We start from the raw sequence: 19092 nt of genomic DNA on the forward strand, positions 1-19092 counted from the left end.
CAGTCCTTAAGCAGGCATCGCCTCGCGCGGAATAATCGCTCCGCGATACTGAATCACCGTGCTGGCCGTTAAATGACCGCGCTGCGCCGCCGCTTCCGGCGTACCTCCCGTCAGACGTACCGCCAGATACCCCGCGCTGAAAGAATCTCCCGCCGCAGTGGTATCGATCACTTTCTCTTTCGCCAGCTTCACCGCCGGGACCTCTGTCACGGCTTCACCTGCAACCGCCACCAGGCAAGACTCCGCCCCACGCTTGATCACCACTTCGCTGACCCCGGCAGCCTGCGTCCGGGCGATGACCTCATCAACCGGTTTTTCGCCCCACAGAGCATCTTCATCATCCAGCGTCAGGAAGGCGATATCGGTGCATTCGAGCATCTGCTGGTAGACCTGCTGCGTCTCTTCGCGGCTGGCCCACAAACGTGGACGGTAGTTGTTATCGAAAATCACCTTACCGCCATTGGCACGGCATTCGCGCAGCAGTGACAGCAGCTTTTCACGGCTCTCCTGGCTCAGGATCGCCAGGCTGATCCCGCTCAGGTAGAGATAATCGAAGGTCGCCAGTTCTTCGCAAATGGCAGCGGCGGCCTCGCTTTCCAGCCAGAATTTGGCGGCCGCTTCATTACGCCAGTAATAGAAGGTGCGCTCGCCGGTGCTGTCGGTTTCGATGTAGTACAAACCCGGCAGGCGGTTTTCCATTCGCTGGATCAGCGAGGTCCCAACGTTTTCACCCTGCCAGGCTTCCAGCATCTGCTGGCTGAAGCTGTCCGTTCCCAGCGCGGTAACGTAGCTCACGCTCAGCGCGTCGGGGGAGACCTGACGGGCAATGTAAACGGAGGTGTTCAATGTATCGCCACCAAAACCGCGGCTGACTTCCGCGCCTTTCTGGGACAGCTCAATCATGCATTCGCCAATCACGGCAATTTTTTTAGACATAGTCGTGAACCTGAACAAAGTAATTAAGGGTAGTGTGCGCTGTGTGTTTTTTATGGTCAACTATATTAAAACGACGTTCCATTATTTTTTTTGAGCCAGCGCGTATTCCGGCATATTTCTGTCATCTTAATTTCATTTTCCCGGTGAATTGAACATAAAGTTCTCACCTGGCGGGCCGATAACTCAGTGACGAGTCCAGAAAGGCTATCCCATACAACAGGACATCCGAAATGAAGTCAGAGCAGGTTATCCAGCGGCTGAGCACTACGCCTGAGGCAAGTATTGAGAACTTGCAGGAGCATCGCTACTGGCTGCAATGTGAGCGAGCGTACACTTATCAGCCCATCTACCGTACCGACGGTCGGTTAATGGCGATTGAGGTGTTAACGGTCGTCACTCATCCATCGAATCCTTCACAGCGTATTGCACCGGACCGCTATTTTGCGGAGGTTGCCGTGCGTCAGCGTATCGACGTGCTGGAAGAGCAGCTGAGAATGCTGGCGACGAAGCAGGCGTTCTTCGAGCAGCACGGTATTCTGGCGTCGGTGAACGTGGATGGCCCCACCCTGATGGCGTTACGTCAGAATGCGACGTTGCAGGCGCTGATTGCTACCTTGCCGTGGATGCGCTTCGAGCTGGTGGAACATGTTCAGCTGCCGCAGGACTCCTCGTTTGCCTCGATGTGTGAGTTTGGCCCGCTGTGGCTGGATGATTTCGGTACCGGTATGGCCAATTTCTCCGCCCTGAGCGAAGTGCGTTATGACTACATCAAAGTGGCCCGCGATCTGTTTATCATGCTGCGCCAGACGCCGGAGGGACGGAACCTGTTTACGATGCTCCTGCAACTGATGAACCGCTATTGCCAGGGTGTCATTGTGGAAGGCGTAGAAACGCTGGAGGAGTGGCGCGACGTGCAAAATTCCCCGGCAGCGGCGGCACAGGGTTATTTCCTCTCTCGTCCTGTCCCCATGGATACCCTGGAAAAGGTGATAACCAGCCTCTGATCTGCCCGCTTCCCTTTGTCTGAACTATAGTTTTAGAGGCAAGTTCATCAGGAAAGGGGACAACAATGACAAAAACAACCAGGGTGATTTCCTGGACAGCAGGGATTTTCTTGTTGCTGATCGTGGTCTTAATCATCATTATCGCCACGTTTGACTGGAACCGCCTCAAACCGACCATCAACCAGAAAGTCTCAACCGAGCTGAACCGCCCCTTCGCAATACGTGGCGATTTGGGCATCGTGTGGGAGCGCCAGAAAGAGGAAACTGGCTGGCGGAGCTGGGTGCCCTGGCCGCACGTTCATGCCGACGATATTATTCTCGGTAACCCGCCCGACATCCCAGAAGTAACCATGATCCACCTGCCGCGAGTGGAAGCCACGCTGGCGCCGTTAGCCCTGTTAACCAAAACGGTGTATCTGCCGTGGATCAAACTCCAGCAGCCCGACGCGCGGCTGATTCGCCTGTCAGAGAAAAACAACAACTGGACGTTCGATCTCGCCAGCACCGGCGATAAAGATCAGAATGCGCAGCCCTCTTCGTGGTCTTTCCGCCTCGACAATATTCTGTTCGATCGGGGGCGGATCGCCATTGACGATAAAGTGAGTAAGGCTGACGTGGAGATCCTCGTCGATCCGCTGGGCAAGCCGCTGCCGTTTAGCGAAGTAACGGGCAGCAAAGCCAAAGGCGATGACAGCAAAGCGGGCGATTACGTCTTTGGCCTGACGGCGAAAGGGCGCTACAACGGCCAGCCGCTCACCGGTAAAGGCAAAATCGGCGGCATGCTGGCGCTCAGGAGCGAGGGCACGCCGTTCCCGGTGCAGGCGGATTTTCGCTCCGGCAATACCCGCGTGGCGTTCGTGGGCACGGTTAACGACCCGATGAACATGGGCGGCGTCGACCTCCAGCTTAAGTTTGCCGGTGATTCGCTGGGGGAACTGTACGATCTCACCGGCGTACTGCTGCCGGATACTCCGCCGTTTGAAACGGACGGGCACCTGGTTGCCAAAATCAACACCGAAAAATCGTCCGTCTTTGACTACCGTGGATTCAACGGCCGCATCGGCGACAGCGATATCCACGGCACGCTGACCTACACCACCGGTAAACCGCGCCCGAAACTGGAGGGGGACGTTGAATCCCGCCAGCTGCGTCTGGCCGATCTTGGTCCGCTGATTGGCGTAGATTCGGGCAAAGGCACGAAGTCTAAAGAGGTTAAAAAGGACGTTCAGCCTGCGGGTAAAGTGCTGCCCTATGACCGCTTCGAAACCGACAAATGGGACGTGATGGATGCGGATGTGCGCTTCAAAGGACGTAAAATCGAGCATGGCAGCACGCTGCCGCTGAGCAACCTCTCGACCCATATCATCCTGAAAAACGCCGACCTGCGCCTGCAACCGCTGAAGTTTGGCATGGCCGGGGGAACCATTTCATCGAATATCCACCTGGAGGGGGATAAAAAGCCGATGCAGGGAAGGGCGGAGATCCAGGCGCGTCGGCTGAAGCTGAAAGAGCTGATGCCGGACGTGGAGCTGATGCAGAAAACCCTCGGTGAGATGAACGGCGACGCGGATATTCGCGGCACGGGTAACTCCGTAGCGGCGCTGCTGGGCAGCGGAAACGGCAACCTGAAACTGCTGATGAACGACGGGCTGGTGAGCCGTAACCTGATGGAGATCCTGGGGCTGAACGTCGGGAACTTTATCATCGGGCAAATCTTCGGTGACGACGAAGTACGCGTTAACTGCGCGGCGGCAAATCTGGATCTGGTCAACGGCGTGGCGCGTCCGCAGATCTTCGCCTTCGACACGGAAAACGCGGTTATCAACGTCACCGGTACCGCCAGCATGGCGTCCGAGCAGCTCGATTTAACCATCGATCCGGAAAGTAAAGGCATTCGTATCATCACCCTGCGCTCGCCGCTGTACGTTCGCGGAACCTTCAAAGATCCGCAGGCGGGCGTGAAGGCTGGGCCGTTGATTGCGCGTGGTGCGGTCGCCGCCGCGCTCGCTACGCTGGTCACCCCTGCGGCGGCGCTGCTGGCGTTGATTTCGCCGTCAGAAGGCGAAGCGAATCAGTGTCGGACGATTTTGTCGCAGATGAAGAAGTAGTCCCGTTTCTCCCTCTCCCTGTGGGTTGAGGGATCCCCACAAAATAATGCCTGCACAGACGGCCCCCTCTCCCTTGAGGGAGAGGGCTGGGGTGAGGGGGAACATACGGCTCTGGTGGTCATTCCGTTCACGTTATGTTCCTTGCTACTCTGTCACGACATGACCGGTGAACGTGCCAGGGTGGCTCAGTCGCCACCACCCTGGCGACCCGCCCTCTCGGCGCATCCCCGCGCCTCGCCCCGGCATTCACTTACAGCGCCTGATGCTTCGTCTCATGCGTCAGCAGCAACGCAATCAGCGTCAGCGCTGCCATTGCTGCCAGATAGACACCCACATAGAACAGGCCATAGTTCGCCTGAAGCCAGGTGGCGATATACGGGGCTACCGAGGCGCCCAGAATCGACGAAACGTTATAGGAGAACGACGCGCCGGTGTAACGCACTTCAGTCGGGAACAGCTCCGGCAGCAGTGCGCCCATTGGGCCAAAGGTCAGCCCCATCAGGCTCAGGCCAATCAGCAGATACGCCATCACCAGCGCAGGGCTACCTGAACCCAGCAGCGGCGGGAAGACAAACAGCGCGAACAGAATAATCAGGGAGGTGATGACGATCATGCTTGAACGACGGCCAAATTTATCCGCCAGCAGGCCCGCGATAGGCACCATCACACCAAATCCGATGACCGCCATCATCAGCATCCACAACACTTCGTTACGTGGCAGGCCCAGGCCGACCGGCGCGGCGGCAGTACTGAAGGTCATGGAGTAAACGGTCATGATGTAGAACAGCGTGTAGGTCGCCAGCATGATGAACGTGCCCAGCACGGTCACGCGGAGGTGTTTGGTCAGCAGCGTCCCCAGCGGAACTTTAACCTGCTTTTTCGCCGCGGCGACTTTAGCAAAGACCGGCGTCTCGTGCAGCGACACGCGCACGTACAGGCCAATCAGCACCAGCACAGCAGAGAAGACGAACGGAATACGCCAGCCCCAGCTCATGAACTGTTCATCGGTCAGCAGCCAGGAGAGGAGCAGGAAGGTGCCGTTAGCAAAGAAGAACCCAATCGGTGCGCCCAGCTGCGGGAAAGAGCCATACAGGGCACGCTTGCGCGCCGGAGCGTTTTCGGTCGCCAGCAGTGCCGCGCCGCCCCATTCCCCGCCCAGCCCCAGACCCTGACCAAAGCGCGCCAGCGCCAGCAGCGCAGGCGCCAGAATGCCGATAGTTTCATAGGTCGGCAGCAGGCCGATGGCGACGGTGGAGATCCCCATCGTCAGCAGCGAGGCAACCAGCGTCACTTTACGGCCAACGCGATCGCCAAAATGCCCAAAGACCGCTGAACCAATCGGACGCGCAACGAAGGCGATAGCAAAGGTGGCTAAAGACTGTAGCGTGGCTGCCGTCGGGTCGCCCTGAGGGAAGAAAATATGCGGAAAGACAATGACCGCAGCGGTGGCGTAAATATAAAAGTCGAAGAACTCAATGGCGGTGCCAATCAGCGATGCGACGACGACTTTATTGCGCGAGTTGACCGGAACGTGTTCCGCCCCTTCGTTAAGTGTGGTGGCTGTTGCTTGCATAATATTTTCTTATTTTTGGACGAACGAAGGGCCATATTAGGCATAGCAAAAGCGACATTTCAATCTGTAACAAAGGCGTGGTGTGGTCATAAAAGCAACATAAAGCGGATAATTTTCAGACCAGCGAAAACACTTCTATGAAATGCTTCACACTTTTTAAATATCAGTCATTAAAACTGGTTTTGCGTTAAATAAAAGTTACGGACTGGATTTATATGCTGAAATGGCGGATCGGGCTGAAATATCAGCCCGACAGGACATCAGCGGTGGGTTTTACCCGGCATGCGCGGGTCATCTTTATACTCAGCCGTGGCGATCCACGCGGCGCAGAACAGCGTCAGGCGAGCGAAGAAATAGAAGAAAGCCATCAGCCCCAGCACCGAACCAAAGGCCGCGCCGGAGGGCGACTTCACCAGCGACGGCAGCGTATAGGTCATCACAATTTTGATCACTTCAAAGCCAATGGCGGCAATCAACGTCCCACGGATCAGCGCCTTCTTGCGCGGCCGATGGCGGGGCAAACGCCAGAAGATCCAGAAGAACAGCAGGTAGTTAGCAAAGATGGAGATGGCAAGCCCTATACCGCGCCAGGCCGGTTTCAGCCATTCAATATAATCCAGGTACAGCGCGGAGATAATCATCTGCTGCGCGGAACCGGCGACCGAGGTGATAGAGAGCGTGATGACCAGCGCCACCAGCAGCCCAATCAGCGAAATAAAGTCGCGCAGATACTTCACCCATATCTTCTCCTGATCCTGCGGCCTACGCTCCCAGACGTCACGCGACTGGGCGCGAATAGCCTCACGCAGGTTGCCCATCCAGTTCACCCCGGAATAGAGCGCAATCAGCAACCCGACGATACCCACAGTGGTACGCTGCTGCACGGCGGTGTTGATGGTGCTTTTGAGCGTTGTGGCGAGCGTCTGGTCGCTGACGTTGGTCAGGATCTTATTGAAGATGTCCTGCAACAGCGTCGGGTGAGACGCCAGCACAAAACCGGCGGCGGCAAATGACACCATCAGGATGGGGATCATCGACAGGAACGAGAAATAGGTAATCGCCGCGCCAAACTGATTTCCCATGCGGTCGTTAAAGCGCTCAGCGGCGCGTATCAGGTGAGCAATCGCGGGTATCTGCTGAATTTTTTCGGCTATGCCGGTCACGGTGCCCAGCGCTTTGCTGGCCGTTCCAGGCTCTTTCGGCGCTTCAGGCTCGTTATCCATCTTTTTGATGGGTTCATAATCTAAATGTTGAGTCGGTCGTTGCGGGTTATTTTCCGGCGTCACGCGCATTTTCCTTTTCGTTGAGCTGGATGTTACTGAATTATAGCTTGCGACTAGTCCACGTAACCTTTTGTGAGTTCGGTAAGCCACTCCATAAACACATGCACCCGACGGGAGAGGTTACGGCGGTGGGGATAAATGAGGGAGACGGGCATTGGTTCAGCCCGATATTGCGGCAGGATCTCAACGAGTTTTTTCGTGCGCAGGGCATCACGCACCCCGACGCGCGGGACCTGAATAATCCCAAGCCCGGCGATACAGGCGGCCTGGTAGGTTTCTGTGCTGTTAACCGACAATACGCCTCCCGTTTTTACCCACCGGGTCGCGCTGCCGTTGTAATACTCAAAACCCTGCGGACGGGTGCCCAGCGTGGCGGAGTAGTGAATGAGGGCATGCGAAGCCAAATCGTCCAGCGTCTCAGGGTAGCCGAATCGCGTCAGATAATCCGGGCTGGCGCAGTTAATCACCGAGAGTTTCCCAAGCGGGCGGGCGATAAGCCCGGAGTCCTTTAAGTTTCCCACGCGAACCACGCAGTCAAATCCTTCGCGGATGACATCGACCAGACGATCGCTGCTACTCAGCTCCAGTTCAATGCCGGGAAACTGTTGTAAAAATGCAGGCAGTTTCGGAATGACGACATTTCGCGCAATGGCAACGGGCATATCCACACGTAGCCGACCGCTGATGGTTGAAGGGTCGTGCAGGAACATGCCGTCCAGTTCGTCCAGATTCATCAGCAGATCTTTGGCGCGCTCGTAATAAACCATGCCGTCCTGCGTCAGGCTGACGCGGCGGGTAGTGCGGTGCAGCAGCTGCGTGCCCAGCGCGTTTTCCAGTGCCTGGATCTGTCGCGATACGCTCCCCTTCGGCAGGCTTAACGTCTCCGCCGCGCGGGAAAAACTCTCCAGTTCCGCGACCCGAAGGAAAAGCTGCATTGCGTGTATTTTATCCATAGATGTTTGTCATTGTTGTTAAGAATGAAACAGTGAAGCGCTCACGGCACTATTTATTGATTTTCTACCATCTAATAAGCTCTTTCTCAATCTTCATCACAGCCGAAACGAGGTGAATTATGAGTGAACGTATTGCTTTAGTGACGGGCGGTAGCCGCGGCCTGGGTAAAAATGCCGTTTTGAAGCTGGCCGCGGAAGGGACAGGCATTATCCTCACCTGGAACAACAGCCAGCAGGAGGCGCAGGAAGTTGTGCGCGAAATCGAGGGAAAAGGCGGAAAAGCGGCAGCATTGCAGCTTAACGTCGGCGATACGGCAAGCTTTTCGCGCTTTGCTCAAAAGGTGAAAGATACCCTTAAACACGTCTGGCAACGTGACACTTTTGACTATTTAGTGAACAACGCAGGTACAGGGTTATACGCACCCTATACCGAGACGACCGAGGCGCAGTTTGATGATGCGCTGAACATTCACTTCAAAGGGCCGTTTTTCCTCACGCAACAGCTGCTGCCGCTCATAAAAGACGGAGGGCGGATCCTGAACGTCTCCAGCGGACTGGCCCGTTTTACTCAGCCCGGTTCAGGAACCTACGCGGCAATGAAAGGGGCGATGGAGGTGCTGACCCGCTATCAGGCAAAAGAGCTTGGCGCGCGCGGAATTTCCGTCAATATCATCGCGCCCGGCGCGATTGAAACCGACTTTGGGGGCGGGCGAGTGCGGGATAATGCGGAGCTTAACCAGCTGCTGGCCTCGCAGACAGCGCTGGGACGCGTGGGCCTGCCCGATGATATTGGTGACGCCATTGCGGCGTTGCTCAGTGACAAACTGGGCTGGATGAATGCGCAACGTATTGAAGTTTCAGGCGGTATGTTTCTGTAATGTTCAGTCTTAAGGGGGAAGGAACCCTCTTAAGGAAATCCTTAAAACAGGTATGTCTAAATGCTGGAAGATATAAAGAGAGCTGGGTGATTTGTAACCTCTCCATTCATTGAGTTTTTTCTTAAAAAATGCCTCTGTAGAATCCCCCTTCGCTATTCTCAGAGGAGTAAAACGATGCGAGTAATCATGTTTGACAGGCAGTCATTATTTATTCATGGAGCGATGTATAGTTTGCAGAAGTTAATTCCGAAAATAGATATGACAGGAACTCGTCAGACTGATGAATTATGGGCGCAATTATCCGCGTCACCCTCCGCTATCGTCATGATAGATGGGTATTTAATTCGTGATAATGGTGTGGCTTTACTGGAAGAGATTATGGATCGCTTTCCAACGTCGCGCGTGGTGTTGGTGTTAACGAAAAAAGAGCGGCGTTGGGTTGAGCAAATGTTTCAGCGCAACGTGGTGGCGATAATTCCCCGCAATGCGAATCCCGAACGCTTTTCCGCAGTGCTGGATTCTGTATCGCGAGGAATGGTCTGTTTTCCCGGCGAGTGGCTGAAGCAGCACACCTCTCAGGATGAACTGGCAGTGTTAAGCGAGCGCCAGCGTGAGGTATTGAAGTTACTGGCGGCCGGAGAGTCCAATAAAGAGATTGGACGTAATCTCAATATCAGTGCGGCAACGGTAAAAGCCCATCTTGAGACGCTTTTCCGGCGTCTTGATGTCAAAAACCGGACGCAAGCCGCGATGTACTACACCCGGGCGACGGCCTGAAGGATCTTCTCTGGCAGAGGGGACTCTTCCCCAAAACTGAAGAGGGTTAATATCAGTGCGTCATGCTGCTGTTGGGTTAATGGGCGTTTGTTCATTTCCCGCAGCAGCGCCTCACATAATTGAATATCATTACAAAGCAAATTCTCCGCCTCAGTCGGCGTGATGAGACCGTTAAATTTTTCCCACTGGCGAATTACGTGACCATAACCAATAACCCATATTCCCTTTTCGTCACGGTATTTCTCCAGGGAAAGACCCTGTTGTTTTTTAATTAATGCGATTGCAGCAGAAGATATCTGCATTGCATAACCCGTCATAAGCGTTTCCTCTTAATGACGCGACTATAGAGGAAACGCCGCCGGGGAAATATCCGCCAAATGGCTGTTGATCAGGTTTAACTGAACGGGAATTCCTTTTTCAGTAAACCGAATAGCCAGTCGTTATGCCATTGCCCTGAAAGGAAATAACTCTCGCGCAACTCACCTTCCAGCTGAAAACCTGTTTTTTCCAGCAGTCGCCTGGAGGCGATATTTCCCGCCGTCACGGTCGCGGTGAGCCGACGGATATTGCCCTGAGTCAGCGCAAAATCACACACAGCCCGCAGAGATTCAAAGCCGTAACCTTTCCCCTGCGCAGAAGGCGCAAAGAGAAAACCGACTTCAGCACAATCTGCCTCCCGGTGCACATATCCGGTTACGCCCAGCGGCGTCTGGCTGGCCGTCTCACGCACCATAAGGCAGAGCCAGTGCGAACTGCCCGGCGTCCACGGCAACAGACGAGACTCAAAGGCTTCCCGAATGTCCGCCTCGCTACGCGCAGGGGCGACAAAACGCATTACCTCAGGATTTTGCTGTAGCGACAGAAAAAAGGGCCAGTCTTGCTCTTGCAGCGGCGAGCAGGTGAGACGCGCGGTGGTTAAGGCGGGCATGACGATCCTCCGGAGACATTGCAAATGATTATAAGGTTGTCACTTTATTTCAACAGAAAGTCAGGTATGTTTAACCTCATATAAATAAAAAGAAAAACGGCTTTTAATGCCGCTTTAGCGGTACTCATTGTCTCTCAAGGAAAACAATGATGATTAGCTCATCGCATCATACCCGCGAACAGTTTGAACACTGTCTGGCGGCGATCCGTCAGGCGTCTGTTGAAATTTTACTTCTGTTGAATGTACATGTTTCTGAAGGAAAAGATCCACGCTGGTTTCTGGAGCAACTGGATAGCGCCCGCCTGGGGCTGGGCGGGTGGGGCGCTGTAGCCAGGAAGCTGAACCTGAATGATGCGGAAATGACGGCCTTTACGCTGCAATTACGCTTGCTTCAGCAGCGTGTTCCCCAGTATGAAAGCGGGCAGGATGTCAGCGAAAATCAGCTGATTGCGGCGATGCGCTTCGTCACCTCCCTTGAATATCTGCGTCTGCAACAGCCCCTCCTGACCTACGAAACCGGGAGGGTGCCAGAGAAGGAGAGCCAGCTTCAGGCGCAGAAACAGGTGCGTGCCATTGAGCTGATGATTAAAGGGCTGATACAGCAGGCGTGGCCCGATCCGGTGCGGCTGAATAATCATCTTAAGACGTTGTTTAACGCTGAACGCGTGCGTCGCTGGCTGAAAAACGGTGAAATTAATGATGTTCTGAGCGGCATGTTATTCAGCGAACTGGCCCAGCTGCTGGTGGATAAAAAAGAATTTAGCCGCTACTACGCGCCGCTGTTTAACGCCCCGGACATGCTGACGCTGCTGGTAGAGCCCCGCAAAACCCTGCAAACCTTCCTCGAAGATATTCGACAAATCCGCAACAGCATCACCGTGCAGCAGCCGTTAAGCGGAGCGCAAATCCAGCTGCTCGACTGCTATTACACGCAGATCACCCGCTCCGTTCAGCGCGCGTTTGAGGAAGGGCGGACACGCGTTAACCCGGCGGCGCTGATGGCGGTGGACGAAAGCGAGCTGCACGCGTTCTGGGAAAAGGCGCAAAAAATGGACCGCACCACAGGCGGCGATCTTTTTGAAGTGCGCGACAGTATAGAAAAACCGACTCAGCGTGCCACGCGTACGCCAGAGCAGTGCGAACAGCTGATTTCCGGCGTGCTGTGGGGAGCGGTTGGCGTGATGGTTATCGCGATTGTCGTGGGGGGATTCTGGCTGATGAACAGCAGTAAACCGCAGCCGGCTGTGGCCAGTACGGCATCTCCCGCACCGGTGCAGGAGATGCGCGAAACGCCTTCCTCGCGAGAAACGCTGACGCGGATGGGTGTCACCTGGGATGAAAACAACTTCCGTTCAGCGATTAGCCGCAACGATACCCGGGTGGCGCTCCTGTTTTTGCAGGGCGGGATGGACTGGAAAATGTCATGGACGGAGGAGGCGTTGTCGGCAGGCTACGACGATGTGCTGGAAGTAATGTTGCGCTACCGCCTGCAAATGACAGAGCAAAAGCCCTGCCGACGCTTTATTAATACGCTTAGCCATGCGATGGCGAACGGGGAATCGCTGACGCCTATGCGTAAGCAGTACCTGAAAGCATTCTGTACCGTCCCTGCGGTGGTGAAACGCCAGCAGCACGACGCCGATATGGCAACGCGCCGCGCGAAGACGCAGCCCGATGCCAGCACAAAAAAATGGCAGTCCATCCAGACTGCCATTTATGAGGTGATTCGTTAACTTTTCCCTCTCCCCTCAGGGGAGAGGGTTAGGGTAAGGGGCAAGGCTCAAGGTTCACCATATAACCCAATCAACCGCCGCACCACGCCATTCGTCCAGCCGAAGCCATCCTGCAACGGATACTCCCCCCCGCCACCTTCGCGTGGCGTGCTGCTGGCGATGTGGTACTTCTCAATCAGCTTATGATGGGTTTTGTAGTAATGGTTCACCGTGTGCAGCCAGCTCCAGGCGATCTCATCTCCCAGCGAGTCGTTGCCGTACTGCTTGAACCCCTGGATCGCCATCCACTGGAGCGGCGCCCAGCCGTTCGGCTTATCCCACTGCTCCCCGGTTTCATATTCGGTGGCAAGAATACCGCCCGGCGTGAGCAGACGGGCTTTAACGGCATCGGACAACCGTTCAGCCTGCTCATGCGTCGCCATGCCCACATACAGCGGCACAATGCTGGCCGCAGAGAACAGCGCCAGGGCTTCACGCCGCCAGTCGTAATCACGATAACAGCCGTTCTCTTCGTCCCACAGATAGCGGTTTACCGCCGCGCGCCGGTCGCTGGCTTTCTGGCGGAACAGATCAGCCGTCTCTTTATCCCCTTTCGACGCGGAGATGTTGGCGATAGCGCTCTCCAGTTTGAACAGGAATGCGTTCAAATCGATGGGGATAAATTGTGTTGTGCGGATGCTGGCCAGCCGCGCAGGATCGCGCAGCCAGCGGGATGAGTAATCCCATCCTGAGGCTGCCCCGGCACGCAGGTCACGGTACACCTCGTTCGGCGGACGACCAGAATGACGGGCAGTTTCAACGTCCTCAATCCACGATTCATCCCGCGGCGTATCGCGATCGTCCCAGTAACGGTTGAGCAATGAGCCATCCGGCATACGAACCGCACTGCGATAGGCCTGATTGAGCAGCAGCGATTCCGCCCCGTCCATCCAGAAGGCGTACTCCATCTTGAGGTGCTCAAGATAGCGCTTCGCCCCGCGCACGCCGTCCTCTTCAAACAGCTCCACCATCAGGGCAAAAACGGGCGGCTGGGAGCGGCTGAGATAGTAGGTGCGGTTGCCGTTCGGGATATGGCCGTAGCGCTCAATCAGCCAGGCGAAGTTATCGGCCATACATTTCAGCAGATCGTTACGACCGCTTTCTGCCAGCCCCAGCATGGAGAAGTAAGAGTCCCAGTAGTAGGTCTCGCTGAATCGCCCGCCGGGCACAATATAGGCCTGCGGCAGCGCCAGCAGCGACGACCACGGGATGTGATCCTGCGGCTCGCGCGTCAGCACCGGCCACAGATTATCGATATGTTCTTTCAGGGACAGGCCGGGATCAGAGACGTACTCTTTGCTGTAGTCCTCCGGTAGCCAGAAGTGATTCTCTACAAAGCGCGCCAGGTCAAAATCACGGTGGCGACGCACCTTGCGATAGCGGATCAAAATATCCAGCGGATCCATCTTCGGCGCGCAGTCGGGAAAGGTTTTGCTGTCCGCAAACAGCCGCGACGACTGGACGTGTTCAAACAGTTCAAGGTAGCGGTCAGCGGGCGTAAGGGCATCGGACGCCGGCAGCCCTTCAATCATTTCCGGTTCCGGCTCTGCCTCGATCATCTCATCCAGTTTTAACTCACAGGGATCGGTTTCATAGCGCAGCTCTTCTGCAATATCGAACTCGATATCCTCGGCAGTCTGTAGTTTCTGGTTGAACATGGTGTTCAGGACCTCCGGTTTTTGTCGTAACAAATACGGGTTTTTCCCGGCTATCTTTTAAGCGTAGACATTCGCTTCGGTTAATGCGGTGCGAAGTGTGCGGTAGATCACGCTTTCAAAATGGATTTAAACACGCTGAAAATCAGATATCCCTTTGATTATGAAATCATTAAATCAGAATCTTTGGAAACAGAGCAGGAATAAAATTCAGAGCATTCGGTATTCTGCATTTACGCAGGGATTAATGTGCCTGACGCGCATTGCCTTGAAGGCTGTTGGCGGTTTGATTGGCTTTCTGACTGGCGCCTTCGCTTTTATCCATCGCCTTGCTGGCCGCTTTTTCTGCATGGGCGGCGCTGTACGCAGCCAGATGGGAAATCACGATGGCGTAAATGCTCATTAACGACACCCACAGAATGCTGTTTTTCCACCACAGCAGGGTAGGAATAGTCAGTATCGCCCATACCAGCGCGAGAACAAGGTGCATTTTGGCCATCAATTTTGCGGTGATCTTTACGTGCATTTTCATATCTCTAATCTTTTTCCGTAGTAACAGGCGAACGCGTAGCGCTTTCTAAGATTAGTTAATTCCACCGCGGGTAGCGGGTTATTTTGTTACCGTTTGTGCACCCGTTGGGTTTACCTGCCCAGGGCATAAAAAAACCGGCCAGTTGGCCGGTTTTGTTGCGGATCAGACCGATCAGCGCATGGTCACAAATTCTTCCGCCGCAGTCGGGTGGATTGCCACGGTGTTATCGAAGTCTTTCTTCGTTGCGCCCATCTTCAGCGCCACCGCGAAGCCTTGCAGGATCTCGTCCATGCCGAAGCCAATGCCGTGGATGCCGACGATCTTCTCTTCCGGGCCCACGCAGACCAGCTTCATGCGGCACGGCTGACGGTGCGAGGTGACCGCGGTATACATCGCGGTAAACGCCGATTTATACACTTTCACCTGATCATCGCCGTACTGCTCACGCGCCTGCGGCTCGGTTAAGCCGACGGTACCGATTGGCGGGTGGCTGAAGACCACGGTCGGAATGTTGCTGTAATCCAGATGTTCGTCCGGCTTGTTGTTAAACAGACGCTCGGAAAGACGACGCCCCGCCGCCACGGCAACCGGCGTCAGCTCTACGGCACCGGTGTTATCACCGACGGCATAAATGCCCGGTACGCTGGTGTTCTGGAATTTATCAACGACAATGTAGCCTTTTTCATTGGTTTTCACCCCGGTTGCGGCCAGGTTGAAGTTGTCGGTGGCCGGTTCACGGCCAATCGCCCAGATCAGGCAGTCAACGGTCTGGCTGCGGCCATCTTCCAGCTCCAGCGTCAGGCTACCGTCCGCATTTTTCACCACCGCTTTTGGCACGGCGTTGGTGTGCAGGGTTGGGCCTTCGGCGTTCATCACCTCGACCAGCGTGTCGACGATCAGCGGGTCAAAGCTGCGCAGCGGCGCGTGTTTACGCACGAACAGGTGCGCTTCCGCCCCCAGGCCGTTAATCACGCCGGCCAGTTCAACCGCGATGTAACCTGCGCCCACAATGGCAACGCGTTCTGGCAGAGCAGGCAGCTCGAAGAACCCGTCGGAGTCGATACCGTATTCCGCGCCCGGAATGTGCGGGTGGCTCGGACGGCCGCCGGTGGCGATCAGGATGTGATCGGCGGTGATCGTCTCGCCGTTCACTTCGATCGTCTTCGCATCCACGAAACGGGCAAAGCCGCGGATCACGTCGACGTTATTCTTGCCCAGCACGTTATCGTACGAGGTGTGAATACGGTCGATGTAGGCGGTACGGCTGGCGATCAGTTTATCCCAGTCGAAGTGGTTGATGGTGGTGTCAAAGCCGTAGTCCGGGCCATACATATGGATAGCTTCACGGATTTGCGCGGCATGCCACATCACTTTCTTCGGTACACAACCCACGTTCACGCAGGTGCCGCCGAGTTCTTTGGCTTCAATCAGCGCACACTTCTGGCCGTACATGGCTGCACGGTTGATGGAGGCGATGCCGCCGCTGCCGCCGCCGATTGCGATGTAGTCATAATGCTTAGTCATAGCGTTGTCCTTAATCGTGAATTGCCGCGATTGTATACCTGAAATCAATAGTTTCCACCGATGGCTGCGATTACTCCGGCACGATCCAGCTCACGGTGGCGTGACCCGTACCGGCTGGCACCAGCGTTTTGTGCAGCCACGGCAGCACGTTGTTCATCTGTGCTTCGAGCTTCCACGGCGGGTTAATGACGATCATGCCAGACGCGGTCATGCCGCGCTGGTCGCTGTCAGGGCGCACCGCCAGCTCAATTTGCAGGATTTTGCGAATGCCCGTCGCTTCGAGGTCTTTGATCATGCGTTTAATTTGCGCGCGCAGCACTACCGGATACCACAGAGCATAGGTGCCGGTCGCAAAGCGTTTGTAACCTTCGTTAATGCCGGTCACCACCGCCTGATAGTCGGTTTTGATTTCGTACGGTGGGTCAATTAGCACCAGGCCGCGACGGGAAACCGGCGGCAGTTTGGCTTTCAGCTGCTGGTAGCCATCGGCTTTGTCCACGCGGGCGCGGTTATCTTTCTGAAACTCAGAACGCAGCAGCGGGAAGTCGCTCGGGTGCAGCTCGGTTAACTGGATGCTGTCCTGCTCGCGCAGCAGCTGGCGGGCAATCAGCGGGGAGCCAGGGTAGTAACGCAACTGGCCGTTGCGGTTAAAGTGATTCACCACGCCAATGTACGGCTCCAGCTCGGCAGGCAGATCGTCCTGCTGCCAGATACGCGCAATCCCTTCCAGATATTCACCGGTACGCTCGGCATGCTCGCCGCTCAGCTGATAACGGCCCGCGCCCGCGTGGGTGTCCAGATAAAGGAACGGTTTATCCTTTTCTTTAAGCGATTCGATGATCAGGCTCTGAACGGTGTGTTTGAGGACGTCGGCGTGGTTGCCTGCGTGGAAGCTGTGGCGATAACTGAGCATGGGTAATGATATTCCGCTGAATTGACGATTTGCCACAGTTTACAGCAGAACGGCACAGATTACCCGCAGGCCCGGTAAGCGCAGCGCCACCGGGCTCTTTTCCCCCACGTCTGGCATTGAAATCCTCTACACTTAACCCCATTACTGAACAATATGCACAGCGCCGGATGCGCGCTTCATTCACCTATTTCAACAGGACAGCGTTTATGACCAATCCATTACTGACGCCTTTTTCGTTGCCACCGTTTTCTAAAATCCTCCCTGAGCATGTGGTTCCAGCGGTTACGCAATCGCTGGACAACTGCCGCGCGGCGGTAGAAAGCGTGGTCGCGCAGGGCGGGCCGTACACCTGGGAAAATCTGTGTCAGCCGCTGGCCGAAGTGGACGACGTGCTGGGGCGCATCTTCTCCCCGGTGAGCCACCTGAACTCGGTAAAAAACAGCCCGGAGCTGCGCGAAGCCTACGAGCAAACCCTGCCGCTGCTCTCTGAGTACAGCACCTGGGTCGGCCAGCATGAGGGGCTCTACAAAGCCTACCGCGACCTGCGCGACGGCGACCACTATGCCGAACTGAACACGGCGCAGAAAAAATCGGTCGATAACGCCCTGCGTGATTTCGAACTGTCCGGGATTGGCCTGCCAAAAGAAAAACAGGTTCGCTATGGTGAAATCGCTGCGCGCCTGTCCGAGCTGGGTAATCAGTACAGCAACAACGTCCTCGACGCCACCATGGGCTGGACGAAGCTGATTACCGATGAATCTGAACTGGCGGGCATGCCGGAAAGCGCGCTGGCGGCGGCAAAAGCCCAGGCCGAAGCGAAAGAGCAGGAAGGCTTCCTGTTAACGCTGGATATCCCAAGCTATCTGCCGGTGATGACCTACTGTGACAACCAGGCCCTGCGCGAAGAGATGTACCGCGCCTACAGCACCCGCGCCTCCGATCAGGGCCCGAACGCGGGTAAATGGGACAACAGCCCGGTCATGGCGGAGATCCTCGCCCTGCGCCACGAGCTGGCACAGCTGCTGGGCTTCGACAGCTACGCGGATAAATCCCTCGCCACCAAAATGGCCGAGAACCCACAGCAGGTGCTCGACTTCCTGACCGATCTGGCGAAACGCGCCCGTCCTCAGGGTGAAAAAGAACTGGCTCAGCTGCGCGCCTTTGCGAAAGCGGAGTTCGGCGTAGACGAGCTTCAGCCGTGGGATATCGCGTACTACAGCGAAAAACAGAAACAGCATCTCTACAGCATCAGCGACGAACAACTGCGTCCGTACTTCCCGGAAAACAAAGCCGTTAACGGCCTGTTCGAGGTGGTGAAACGCATCTACGGCATTACCGCGAAAGAGCGTACCGACATCGACGTCTGGCATCCGGACGTGCGCTTCTTTGAGCTGTATGACGATAAAAACGAACTGCGCGGCAGCTTCTACCTCGATCTCTACGCGCGTGAGAACAAGCGCGGCGGGGCGTGGATGGACGATTGCGTGGGCCAGATGCGTAAAGCGGATGGTTCCCTGCAAAAACCGGTCGCCTACCTGACCTGTAACTTCAACCGTCCGGTGAGCGGCAAACCTGCGCTGTTTACCCACGATGAAGTGATCACCCTGTTCCACGAGTTCGGTCACGGCCTGCACCACATGCTGACCCGCATCGAAACCGCTGGCGTCGCCGGTATCAGCGGTGTGCCATGGGATGCGGTCGAGCTGCCTAGCCAGTTTATGGAAAACTGGTGCTGGGAGCCGGACGCGCTGGCGTTTATCTCCGGTCATTACGAAACGGGTGAACCGCTGCCGAAAGAACTGCTGGATAAAATGCTGGCAGCGAAAAACTACCAGGCGGCGATGTTTATCCTGCGCCAGCTGGAGTTCGGCCTGTTCGACTTCCGCCTGCACGCCGAGTTCAGCCCGGAGCAGGGGGCGAAAATCCTCGAAACCCTGGCTGAGATTAAAAAGCAGGTTGCCGTTATTCCAGGGCCAACCTGGGGACGCTTCCCGCACGCGTTCAGCCATATCTTCGCAGGCGGGTACGCCGCAGGCTACTACAGCTACCTGTGGGCCGACGTGCTGGCGGCGGATGCCTTCTCGCGCTTCGAAGAAGAGGGGATTTTCAACCGCGAAACCGGTCAGTCGTTCCTCGACAACATCCTGACCCGCGGCGGTTCAGAAGAGCCTATGGAGCTGTTCAAACGCTTCCGTGGCCGCGAGCCGCAGCTGGATGCGATGCTGGAGCATTACGGAATCAAAGGCTGATTGCTAC

Annotated in this window: 16 protein-coding genes; 6 read left to right on the forward strand and 10 right to left on the reverse strand. The window is 55.9% G+C overall.

What is annotated here, in order from left to right:
• Positions 1-6: 6 nt before the first annotated feature.
• Positions 7-936, reverse strand: a complete 930-nt coding sequence (locus tag AM329_RS19315) for a sugar kinase (RefSeq protein WP_003861191.1) — start codon at positions 934-936, stop codon at positions 7-9.
• Positions 937-1166: 230 nt separating this feature from the next.
• Here AM329_RS19315 and pdeH point away from each other — a divergent pair, with 230 nt between their 5' ends.
• Together pdeH and AM329_RS19325 are read left to right on the forward strand one after the other, a co-directional pair.
• Positions 1167-1940: a cyclic-guanylate-specific phosphodiesterase gene (gene pdeH / locus AM329_RS19320; protein ID WP_003861193.1), complete on the forward strand. Its 774-nt coding sequence runs from the start codon at positions 1167-1169 to the stop codon at positions 1938-1940.
• 65 nt (positions 1941-2005) lie between these two features.
• Positions 2006-4048, forward strand: coding sequence for an AsmA family protein (locus AM329_RS19325; RefSeq protein WP_032608093.1), 2043 nt, complete (start codon positions 2006-2008; stop codon positions 4046-4048).
• Between the two features lie 250 nt (positions 4049-4298).
• Here the strand turns inward: AM329_RS19325 and AM329_RS19330 are convergent, their stop codons facing one another.
• The 3 genes from AM329_RS19330 to AM329_RS19340 form a co-directional block, all read right to left on the reverse strand.
• Positions 4299-5621 carry an MFS transporter gene (locus AM329_RS19330; protein WP_032608092.1) on the reverse strand — a complete coding sequence of 441 codons (1323 nt, stop codon included), beginning with the start codon at positions 5619-5621 and terminating at the stop codon, positions 4299-4301.
• 260 nt (positions 5622-5881) lie between these two features.
• Positions 5882-6907 carry an inner membrane protein YhjD gene (gene yhjD, locus AM329_RS19335; RefSeq protein WP_003861199.1) on the reverse strand — a complete coding sequence of 342 codons (1026 nt, stop codon included), beginning with the start codon at positions 6905-6907 and terminating at the stop codon, positions 5882-5884.
• Between the two features lie 50 nt (positions 6908-6957).
• The gene (locus AM329_RS19340) at positions 6958-7857 is read right to left on the reverse strand and encodes a LysR family transcriptional regulator (protein WP_032608090.1); all 900 of its coding nucleotides are present in this window, start codon (positions 7855-7857) and stop codon (positions 6958-6960) included.
• Positions 7858-7976: 119 nt separating this feature from the next.
• Here AM329_RS19340 and AM329_RS19345 point away from each other — a divergent pair, with 119 nt between their 5' ends.
• Positions 7977-8735, forward strand: coding sequence for an SDR family NAD(P)-dependent oxidoreductase (locus AM329_RS19345; RefSeq protein WP_032608088.1), 759 nt, complete (start codon positions 7977-7979; stop codon positions 8733-8735).
• 174 nt (positions 8736-8909) lie between these two features.
• Positions 8910-9512 (forward strand): response regulator transcription factor, encoded by a 603-nt coding sequence (locus AM329_RS19350; protein ID WP_003861204.1) that lies wholly within the window; start codon positions 8910-8912, stop codon positions 9510-9512.
• On the opposite strand, the gene AM329_RS19355 is transcribed toward AM329_RS19350, so the two are convergent.
• Both AM329_RS19355 and AM329_RS19360 read right to left on the reverse strand, forming a co-directional pair.
• Positions 9491-9829 carry a lysozyme gene (locus AM329_RS19355; protein WP_003861206.1) on the reverse strand — a complete coding sequence of 113 codons (339 nt, stop codon included), beginning with the start codon at positions 9827-9829 and terminating at the stop codon, positions 9491-9493. The two genes, AM329_RS19350 and AM329_RS19355, sit on opposite strands and share 22 nt — an antisense overlap.
• A 77-nt stretch (positions 9830-9906) precedes the next feature.
• A complete protein-coding gene (locus AM329_RS19360; RefSeq protein WP_003861207.1) occupies positions 9907-10440 on the reverse strand; it encodes a GNAT family N-acetyltransferase in 534 nt (177 codons plus the stop codon).
• A 146-nt stretch (positions 10441-10586) separates the two neighbouring features.
• Here AM329_RS19360 and AM329_RS19365 point away from each other — a divergent pair, with 146 nt between their 5' ends.
• Positions 10587-12173 (forward strand): STY4199 family HEPN domain-containing protein, encoded by a 1587-nt coding sequence (locus tag AM329_RS19365; protein ID WP_032608086.1) that lies wholly within the window; start codon positions 10587-10589, stop codon positions 12171-12173.
• A gap of 47 nt (positions 12174-12220) precedes the next feature.
• Here AM329_RS19365 and AM329_RS19370 read toward each other — a convergent pair whose 3' ends face one another.
• The 4 genes from AM329_RS19370 to AM329_RS19385 form a co-directional block, all read right to left on the reverse strand.
• A complete protein-coding gene (locus AM329_RS19370) occupies positions 12221-13870 on the reverse strand; it encodes an alpha,alpha-trehalase (RefSeq protein WP_003861211.1) in 1650 nt (549 codons plus the stop codon).
• Positions 13871-14111: 241 nt separating this feature from the next.
• Entirely contained in the window at positions 14112-14399 is a 288-nt protein-coding gene (locus AM329_RS19375; protein ID WP_003861213.1) for a hypothetical protein, read from the reverse strand.
• 171 nt (positions 14400-14570) lie between these two features.
• Positions 14571-15923: a glutathione-disulfide reductase gene (gene gorA, locus AM329_RS19380; protein WP_003861215.1), complete on the reverse strand. Its 1353-nt coding sequence runs from the start codon at positions 15921-15923 to the stop codon at positions 14571-14573.
• Between the two features lie 70 nt (positions 15924-15993).
• The gene (locus tag AM329_RS19385; RefSeq protein ID WP_003861217.1) at positions 15994-16836 is read right to left on the reverse strand and encodes a 23S rRNA (adenine(2030)-N(6))-methyltransferase RlmJ; all 843 of its coding nucleotides are present in this window, start codon (positions 16834-16836) and stop codon (positions 15994-15996) included.
• A gap of 206 nt (positions 16837-17042) precedes the next feature.
• Here AM329_RS19385 and prlC point away from each other — a divergent pair, with 206 nt between their 5' ends.
• Positions 17043-19085 carry an oligopeptidase A gene (prlC, locus tag AM329_RS19390; protein WP_032608085.1) on the forward strand — a complete coding sequence of 681 codons (2043 nt, stop codon included), beginning with the start codon at positions 17043-17045 and terminating at the stop codon, positions 19083-19085.
• Positions 19086-19092: the final 7 nt, after the last annotated feature.

The sequence above is a fragment of the Enterobacter cloacae complex sp. AR_0002 genome (assembly GCF_001922365.1).
Classification (GTDB): domain Bacteria; phylum Pseudomonadota; class Gammaproteobacteria; order Enterobacterales; family Enterobacteriaceae; genus Enterobacter; species Enterobacter hormaechei_C.